Source organism: Nitrospiria bacterium (assembly GCA_035517655.1).
GTDB lineage: Bacteria > Nitrospirota > Nitrospiria > JACQBZ01 > JACQBZ01 > JACQBZ01.
In genome coordinates this window covers 1-8,940 of record DATIYJ010000039.1, presented here as the reverse complement: position 1 = coordinate 8,940, position 8,940 = coordinate 1, and the positions used below count along the sequence as shown (strand labels likewise).

Sequence of the window (8,940 nt, the reverse complement as noted above, 5' to 3'; positions counted from 1 at the left end):
CGCGTTGCCCAGGGCGAGCCCGCCCATGAAGCCTGCGAGCACGAGGCTTGAGGCCCAAACGCTGTTCCCCAGCGCCAGCCCGGCCTGATGAAACCAGAGCGTCTCAAAAATCAACGCCGAGGCTCCGGAGATGAAGAAGATCGTGCAAAAAAGTGCCGGCATCGGTAAGCGTCACTATAATTAAGAAAAAAACCACTGTCAACTACACGGAAGTGGGTTAATAAACCGGGCCAAGCCGTGTTGCATCGCATCCGTCGATGTGTTAGGCTGACGAACGATATGAAAAGACCGATCATCGCCATTGTCGGACGGCCGAACGTCGGCAAGTCCACGTTATTCAACCGGATCCTGGGACAGCGGGTCGCCATCGTGGAAAATATTCCGGGGGTCACGCGCGACCGAAACTATGCCGAGGCGACCTACGGCGGACGGTCGTTCACGCTGGTGGACACCGGCGGGTTGGATCCAACGGAAAAATCCCGTGGAAGCATCCTATCCCAGGTCAAGGCCCAGACGGAGCAGGCGGTGGCCGAGGCCGATATTCTGATCCTGTTTTATGACGGACGGGAAGGCGTCACGCCGCTGGATCAGGAGATCGTCTCCCTGGTGCGGCGATTGAAGAAGCCGGTTTTCCATGCCGTCAACAAAATCGACACGCCCAAGTCCGAGCCGCTGGCGGCCGAATTCTATGCGTTGGGGATTAAAACAATCTATCCGGTTTCGGCGGAGCACGGCCTTGGACTGGATGAATTGATGGAAGCGGTCCTGCCTCTCTTGCCGCCGCGTCCGGAAACGGAAGCGCCCGCGGCCGAGGGCACGGGCACGCCGAGGATCGGCGTGGTCGGGCGTCCGAATGTGGGCAAATCCACCTTGATCAACGCCTTGCTCGGAGAGAACCGGCTCGTGACGGATGCGACGCCCGGGACGACGCGCGATTCGATCGACAGTCGGGTGCGATTTGGGGACAAGGAATATTCCTTCATCGATACGGCCGGCATTCGGCGCCGCGGTAAAATCGAACGCGGCGTCGAACGCTACAGCCTGGCGCGCGCGCTGCAGGTGATCGAGCGGTGTGATCTGGCCGTCGTGGTTCTGGACGCGGTCGAGGGAATCGTCGAACAGGACACCAAGATTATCGGCCGGGTGCTCAAGGCGCGCAAAGGCTGTCTTGTTCTGGTGAACAAGTGGGATCTGCGGCGGAACGATCCGAAGGCGCGGGAGAAGATCGGAACGGAACTGAATCGGCGGCTGGCGTTTATTCCTTACGCCCCGGTTCTGTATATCTCGGCCTTGAAAGGAACCCCGGTCAAGGAGATCTTTGAAAGGATTGATACGATCATGACGGCCTACGGCAGACGCATTCCGACCGGTCCCTTAAACCGCGCCTTTGAACAGGCCGTTTCTGCAAACCCGCCGCCGCAGCGGCAGGGAAGGCCGGTCAAGCTGAATTACATTACGCAGGCCGAAGTTCGTCCGCCGACCTTTGTGATCTTTTCGAATCGGCCGGAGCAGATTAAAGAGCCGTATCTCCGTTATCTTGAGAATTTCCTGCGCGACTCATTCGATTTCACGGGGACGCCGCTGACTCTCCGGATCCGGAAGAAGAGATCATGAGAAGAGCGGGTGTATAAAAACAAAGGGGTTGGAATTTTTTCCCAACCCCTTCATCGATTCAAACCCGGGACAGAACGAACAAGCGCTAACCGGAACTGTGCGATGCAACCATGGTCCAGACCAGGAAAATCGGGACGGAGAACAGAGCAAGCGGAATAAAAAATATCATGTGGCACCTCCTCGCGTTATTGGTGTGGTGCGGCCGGTCCTTTGATATTTAATATAGCTCGAATACCGGTCGGGTCAATTGAGTTAACTTATTGATTATGGAGACAAAATATTATTTTTTTAAATGGATCGCCACGATGCGGGAATCGGCCATTTTAAAGGGGCATTGCAAGAGAAAAATAATGAAAGTGAACGTTCGGATCATCGGATTGACGGTCTGGGTCGCGCTTGTTGTGTTCGCTCATGTACCGGTGTGGGCTTATATGGAACAACCGGTGACGGAGGGTGCGACAATCCACGGGAAAGTCGCATTTAAAGGCGCCGTTCCTCCGCCCCGGTCTTTCGGCCTGATCGTTTATCCCGACCTCGAGATTTGCGGGCGGATCTCGGATGGGAAAGGGCACCGGCTTCTGCGGGACTTCGTCGTCTCGAAGGACGGAGGATTGCGGGACGTGGTTGTGGTGGTCGAGGGTGTCAAACAGGGGAAGCCCTTTCCTTCGACGGGCCCCCGCATCGCCATTCAGGATTGCGCATTCAGCCCCTTCGTGTCCGTCATGCGCGACCGGCAGAACATGACGTTTCAAAACAACGACAATACCATCCACGACATCCAGACGTATGTGATCGAGGACGACAAACGCGGCGACAAAATTTTTGACCGGCCGGCGCTCTCCGATGCGACCTTGATCCAGGAGATGAAGGTTCCGGAAGGCCGGCGGATCGTCTGGACGCAGTGCGGAAAGCATTCCTTCATGCAGACCTGGTCGTACGTGGTCGATAATCCCTATTATGCGATCACGGCCGAAGACGGAACCTTCTCGATCCGCGATCTGCCCCCCGGCCGATACCGCGTAACGGCCTGGCATCCCTTCATGAAGCTCCGGGCCCAGACCGTCGATCTCTCCGCCCGCTCCCAAACGACGGTCCATTTTGAATTCGGAAAATGAGGCCGGGCCTTGCGGCGTTGACGGGCGGCCGCTGCGGTGTTACAATACGGGTCCGAGAGGAATCCTAAGGGTCGTTCGATGTCGAGTGACGTACAGATACGGTGGACGGAGGATGCGCTGAAAAGCGTCGAGAAGGCGCCGGTTTTTTTGCGCGGGATGGTGAAAAAGCTCGCCGAAAAGAAGGCGAGGGAGATGGGTCTGTCCCTCATCACGGCGGAACAGCTGACCCAGTGGAAGAACGAATCGATGGGCGCTCTGGGCGGCGAGAAAGGTTTGCAGGAGGCGGCCGATCAGATGGCCAAAGGCCATCTGCCCTGGACGCTGGCGGCGCGGGAGAGGCTGGCCACGGTTCCGGTCTTCATGCGGGATATGGTCCGTCAGATCGCGGAAGAGATCGCGCAGGAACGCGGGCATCTCGAGGTGAATGTCGAACTGCTCCAGAAGGTCGAGGCCCTGGGGGAGCTCGAGGATCAAAAACCGGCCGCCGAGCTGCCCTGGACCGACGGGGCGAAAGCCCTGCTCATGAAAAAAATCGAAAGCGCTCCGGCCGTGGCGACCGACTTTGTTTTCCAGATGCTCAAGAACGACGCCGAGGATCTGGCCCGTGCCAAGAATTTTGTCGAAATGACGGAAGAACATCTCAAAACCATTTGGGAAACGCCGCTTGAGGAAGTGAAATGGTCCGGCGAAGCCTGGCGCCGCCTTCAGACGTCGCCCGATTTCGTGCGCAGCGGGATCAAGAAGGCGGCGGAGCGGCGGGCCCGGAAAGAAGGCGTCAAGGAGATTTCTTCGGAGAGGTTGACGCGCTACCGGAACCAGGCGATGATGAAGGCGGTGATGCGGATTCGAAAGCTCGGCTTCAACGAGCTGACCTTCGACGCGTTCGACGCCGCCAAGCAGAAGGTCAAGCGTCTTCAGGGGAACGAGCAGGCCGACAAACGCCTCGATGAGATCCGCGACTTTATGACGAAACGCCCCGAGAAGCCCGGCGAAGTTCTCGGCGACGAGTTGATGTCCCGCTTTCGCAAATACCTCAAGGGTGAAAACGATTTGAAGTTGGACGAATAGACTCTCGTTGAAGTGCCTGCCCTAAATCACAGAAGACCGCTTCGTCCGGCCCTCCTGGGTTTTGCCTTCCATGGGTCGGGTTCTATCCGAATTCATCGCAGCTGGAAAATAGGGTTCATCGACATTGGGCTGCAATCCACCGGCCGCTTGACAAACGCAACTGAGTTGCGTATGCTATCCGGCCATGAGTAACGTGGTCGTGATCCTTAAGAGACTGAAAGAAAGCGGATACCGCCTTACGCGACTTCGAGAAGCCATGATCGGTGAACTTGGTACGTCCAAAAAGCTGCTCTCGGCGGGTGAAATGATCGAGGTTTTAAAAAAAAGGAAGCTGGCGTTTCACAAGACGTCCATCTATCGAGAACTTGATTTTCTCATCGAACAAGGGATGGTGAAGAAAGTCAACTTGGGCGATAAAGAAGACCGGTTTGAGTTTGCTCTTATGCCGCATCACCATCATGCGGTTTGCCACAAGTGCGGCGATATCCAACACATCGATCTTGAGGAGGAAGTGAGAAAGATGGAACACCGGTTGATCCGTCAACAATTTAAAGCGGAGCGTCACCTTGTCGAGTTCTTCGGCCTTTGCAGGAATTGCCAATAAATTCACATTAACAGGCGAAGTACCGTGAAACCGGTGCGCTTTCCCAAGACGAACTTCATTTCCTATATCACGCTGGGGCTTGTTCTCTATCTGCTCCTTTTCTCCGCCTTTGCCCTGTTTCATGTCTACGCCAACGATGAGATTGCCGACGCGCATGGCTGTCAGATCGGCCTTTGGGTGCAGCACGGTGAAACGGCGATCCTGTCCGTTATTTTTATTTCGACCGCGCTGGCGTCCGTTTATTTTTCAAATCCCTTTATAAAGACGTTCGAGCCCAAACCGCTTCGCTTCACGGCCTCTCTGCGCGCGCCGCCGCATTCCCTCCTGTAACGCGTTTCCATTCATCGTCAAAACCCAGGGAATCAGGGGATACGTCCGTCTTCTAAACGTTACGTTTGGTGGAGGAAATCTATGCGCGCGCTTGCGATCGCTCTGTCGATTTTTCTTGAGATAGGTTTGTCTTTTTCAGTGAGGGCTCAAGACTTAAACATGGATCAGAACCAGAAGAAAGAGGGGGAAACTCGGGAAGCGGGACAAGTCCGGGGCGTGGTCAAGGACTCCATCGGGAAACCGCTCGCCGGAGCGGCCCTGCGTCTTCAGTCCGCGGACGGACAGGTTGTTGGCCGGACGCAAAGCGATCCAGACGGTCAATTTACCTTTACGAACGTCGCCCCGGGAACCTACGCGGTCGTCGGAGAAAAGACCGGGTTCGAGCCGGCCACGGCCATCGTGAGTCTATCCGCCGGGGAGGAGGCCGGCACGTCACTGACCCTGGCCGCAAGCCAGGCCCTGGACCTCCATGTGGTCGCGGAACGATTGGAACGCGCCCGTAACGGATTGTTGCCGGAGACGGGAAGCAGTATCTATCGCTTCGATCAGAAGGATATCGCCGTCCTCCCCGAAGGAGAACAAACCCCGGTCAATCAAGTTCTCCTGCAGGCCCCGGGCGTCGCGCAGGATTCGTACGGACAACTGCACGTGCGGGGCGAACACGCCAATGTTCAGTATCGCATCAACGGCGTCATCCTGCCGGAAGGCATCACCGGTTTCGGCCAGGCGTTCGATACCCGCTTCGCCGACCGCTTCAATTTTCTGACCGGCGCGCTCCCCGCAGAATACGGCTATCGCACCGCCGGGGTGGTGGACATCGAGACCAAGCAGGAAGCTTTTGCAAACGGCGGGCGAGTGGATCTCTACGGCGGGAGTCACGATCACCTTGAACCCAGCGCGGAGTTCGGCGGTTCCGGTGGTCCGTTGAACTATTATCTGACCGGTTCGTATCTGCAAAATGATCTGGGGATCGAATCGCCCACGTCCGACGCCAACCCGCTTCACGATAAGACGCAGCAGGGCAAAGGTTTTGGATACTTTTCCTATCTCCTCAATTCAACCTCGCGACTGAGCCTGATTTTGGGAAACGCCCAAGGCACCTTCCAGATTCCAAACAATCCGGGGCAAACGCCCGGGTTTACTTTGAACGGAACCAGCCGTTTTGACTCGGCCGATCTGAATGAAAATCAGCGCGAAGTCAACCGCTACGGCGTTCTGGCGTTGCAGGGCACGGCGGGGTCGCGGTTCGATTACCAAATCGCCGCGTTCAGCCGCGATTCGCAGGTGCTGTTCAGGCCCGACCCGGTCGGAGACCTGATCTTCAACGGGGTCGCGTCGCGCGTCGAGCGCACCAGTTTCGCCAACGGCCTTCAGGAAGACAGCAGCTACCGGTTGAACGGAGCGCACACCCTGCGCGCGGGATTCCTGGCGAGCGGGGAGCGGGCCGTGAGCGATAATACATCGGCGGTTTTTCCGACCGACATCAACGGCAATCCCGTCGGCGACCAACCCGTTACGATCGTGGACAACAATTCTAAAACGGCCTGGCTGTACGGCTTGTATCTTCAAGACGAGTGGCGGCCGCTTGACGAGTTGACCGTCAACTACGGCGTTCGGGCGGATTGGGTCGACGCGTACGTGCAGGGCAACCAGGTGAGCCCGCGTTTTGGGTTGGTATACCAGCCGATTTCGGGGACCACCCTGCACGCCGGCTACGCGCGATATTTCACCCCGCCGCCTACGGAGCTCGTCGCGCCCAAGGACCTGGCCCTTTTCCAGAACACCACCAACGCCGCCTCGTGCGTCCCCAACGCGCCCTGCAACTCCAACGTATTGCCCGAGCACTCGCACTACTTCGATCTCGGGGGCATCCAGCAACTCACCTCCTCTCTCAGTCTGGGTCTGGACGCTTATTACAAGATCGTGCAGGACCTGCTGGACGAGGGTCAGTTCGGCCAGGCGCTGGTGTTCAGCCCGTTCAATTACCGAAATGGAAAAATCTACGGCGTGGAGTTCACGAGCAACTACAAGAAGGATAATTTTTCCGGTTATCTGAACGCGGCCTATTCGAAAGCGATGGGAAAGGACATCGTCTCCGCGCAATTCAACTTCGACGACCCGGCCGAGTTCGACTACATCGCCAATCACTACATCCATCTGGATCACGACCAGACCTACACTTCCTCGGCGGGCGTGTCGTACCGATGGCTGGAAACCGACTACAACGTCGATGCCCTGTACGGAAGCGGCCTGCGCCGGGGTTTCGCCAACACCGGAAAGCTTCCGTATAATCTTCAGGTCAACCTCGGCCTGACGCACGGTGTCGCGGTGTCGCGGCGGGGGAAGGTTGAAGTCCGTTTGGCCGTTCTGAATCTTTTTGACCGAGTCAACGAGCTTCGCGACGGCAGCGGCGTGGGCGTGGGCGCGCCCCAATTTGCCACGCGGCGATCCTTCTACGGGGGGATCAATTACGCGTTTTAATCCCGTCTGAAAACGGGTCACGGCCATCCTTTCTGAGGACCATTCATAAGGAGGATCGTTATGGAAGATTTGGGGCGGGCCTGGACGGCCTTGCGATTCGTCGGGGTCATGATGTATCCCCTCCTGTTTTTGGGGATGCTTTCCCTGATCATTCTGCTCGATAAAGCCTTCGTGTATTGGCGCTATGCGCGCCCGCCCGGCGTCTTGTTCACCCTGGCGGACACCCACGGTTTTGATTGGCCGGCGTTGGATCAACAGTTGGCCAAGCTTGGACCGGGCAACTACTTTGGCCGGTTTTCCCGGGTCATTATCGACCATCGCGACAAACCGGTGTGGTGGGTGGAGTCGAGGGCCGGGGAAGAGGCGAAACAGATCGAGAAAGCCTTGAGTCGCGGACTATGGCTGTTGGAAACCGTCGTGACCGCGGCGCCTCTGTTGGGTCTATTGGGAACGATCGCCGGGATGATGGATGCCTTCCGTGTCATCAGCGGAAACGGATTGGTGGAACCGGCCCGGATCACCGGGGGAGTGGCTCAGGCGCTCATCGCCACCGCCCTGGGCATCTCCATCGCGGTCGTCGCCCTCTTTATCTTCAATTTTTTTTCCCGCCTTCAGTCCAATACCCTGGACGAGATGGAACGCTTGGGCACGCGGTTGATGGAGCACGTCCGGTTGGATCAACCGGAGAAGGAGGCGCCCGGTGAAGTTGCCTAGATCAAGATCGTACCGAAGGGGTCGCATCGAGATCATTCCGATGATCGACGTGATGCTGTTCCTCCTCGCCACGTTCATGCTGACTTCCCTGGCGATGCAAAACCTCAATTCCATGGCCGTGGATCTTCCCCGGGGCAACGCGGCGCCGATGCAGGCCAGGACGCCGGTCACGCTGACCGTGACGAAGGACGGCGGGATATTCCTGAACAAGACTCCCGTGACGCTCGCGACGCTGGTCGATGTTTTGAAGCCCATGCTGCAGGGATCCGAGGCTGGCGTCATCGTGGCGGCCGACTCCGCCGCGCCGAACGGCCTCGTCGTGCAGGCGATGCTGAAAACCCGCGACGCGGGGGCGGAACATTTTCTGATTGCGGTCAAACATGCCGACTGAGAGGTCTGGACTTCCGCCCTTGGATACCCCCTGGCGCCGCCTGCCCTGGATTCTGCCGATCGCGCTGGGGATAGGGATGTCGGGGCTCTGGGGTATGGGACTGTATTTGAAGGGACTGGAACAACCGCTTTCCCAGGCGAAATTCATCGAGGCGCAGTTTGTAGAACTACCTCCGCCTCCGTCGATACAATCCCCGCCTGTGAAACACCACCCGCTCCGGCCCAAATCTCCGCCGCCTCCCGAACCCGCGCCGCCTCCGCCGGAAGCGGCGCCGCCTGTTCCGGAAGTCGCACCGCAGCCGACGCCCCCTCCGCCGAGCGTGCCCGTTCCCTCGACCGTGCCTCTGCCCGCCGAAGGGCAGGGAGCTCGCGTGATCTACCGGCCGATGCCGCGGGTTCCGGACGATCTTCGTGAAGAGGCTCTGACGGCCGTCGCGGTCGCCCGTTTCCGTGTGGATGCGGACGGCACGGCCGCCGTTGAGTTGATCACTCCGACACGCAATCCAAGGCTGAACCAGGTGATACTCGATACGCTCCGGACATGGCGTTTTTTCCCGGCCATGAAGGACGGCAGCCCCGTCGCTTCAATACAGGATATCCGTGTATCCGTGGAAGTGAAGTAAA

9 protein-coding genes are annotated in these 8,940 nt (G+C 58.1%); all 9 read left to right on the top strand.

The window, feature by feature from the left end:
- Nucleotides 1-279 precede the first annotated feature (279 nt).
- Nucleotides 280-1,614 (top strand): ribosome biogenesis GTPase Der, encoded by a 1,335-nt coding sequence (gene der / locus VLY20_07680; protein HUK56523.1) that lies wholly within the window; start codon nucleotides 280-282, stop codon nucleotides 1,612-1,614.
- Nucleotides 1,615-1,964: 350 nt separating this feature from the next.
- Entirely contained in the window at nucleotides 1,965-2,729 is a 765-nt protein-coding gene (locus VLY20_07675) for a carboxypeptidase-like regulatory domain-containing protein (protein ID HUK56522.1), read from the top strand.
- Nucleotides 2,730-2,807: 78 nt separating this feature from the next.
- On the top strand, nucleotides 2,808-3,797 hold the full coding sequence (locus VLY20_07670) for a hypothetical protein (protein HUK56521.1): 990 nt from the start codon (nucleotides 2,808-2,810) through the stop codon (nucleotides 3,795-3,797).
- A 184-nt stretch (nucleotides 3,798-3,981) separates the two neighbouring features.
- Complete coding sequence (locus VLY20_07665; protein ID HUK56520.1) at nucleotides 3,982-4,401, top strand: Fur family transcriptional regulator; 420 nt, start codon at nucleotides 3,982-3,984, stop codon at nucleotides 4,399-4,401.
- A gap of 24 nt (nucleotides 4,402-4,425) precedes the next feature.
- Nucleotides 4,426-4,731: a hypothetical protein gene (locus VLY20_07660; protein HUK56519.1), complete on the top strand. Its 306-nt coding sequence runs from the start codon at nucleotides 4,426-4,428 to the stop codon at nucleotides 4,729-4,731.
- A gap of 81 nt (nucleotides 4,732-4,812) precedes the next feature.
- Nucleotides 4,813-7,212, top strand: a complete 2,400-nt coding sequence (locus VLY20_07655; protein ID HUK56518.1) for a TonB-dependent receptor — start codon at nucleotides 4,813-4,815, stop codon at nucleotides 7,210-7,212.
- A gap of 60 nt (nucleotides 7,213-7,272) precedes the next feature.
- A complete protein-coding gene (locus VLY20_07650; protein ID HUK56517.1) occupies nucleotides 7,273-7,926 on the top strand; it encodes a MotA/TolQ/ExbB proton channel family protein in 654 nt (217 codons plus the stop codon).
- Complete coding sequence (locus tag VLY20_07645) at nucleotides 7,913-8,317, top strand: biopolymer transporter ExbD (GenBank protein ID HUK56516.1); 405 nt, start codon at nucleotides 7,913-7,915, stop codon at nucleotides 8,315-8,317. Before VLY20_07650 ends, VLY20_07645 begins: the two co-directional genes overlap by 14 nt.
- Before the next feature lie 19 nt (nucleotides 8,318-8,336).
- Nucleotides 8,337-8,939 carry an energy transducer TonB gene (locus VLY20_07640; GenBank protein HUK56515.1) on the top strand — a complete coding sequence of 201 codons (603 nt, stop codon included), beginning with the start codon at nucleotides 8,337-8,339 and terminating at the stop codon, nucleotides 8,937-8,939.
- The last annotated feature ends 1 nt before the right edge of the window (nucleotide 8,940 follow it).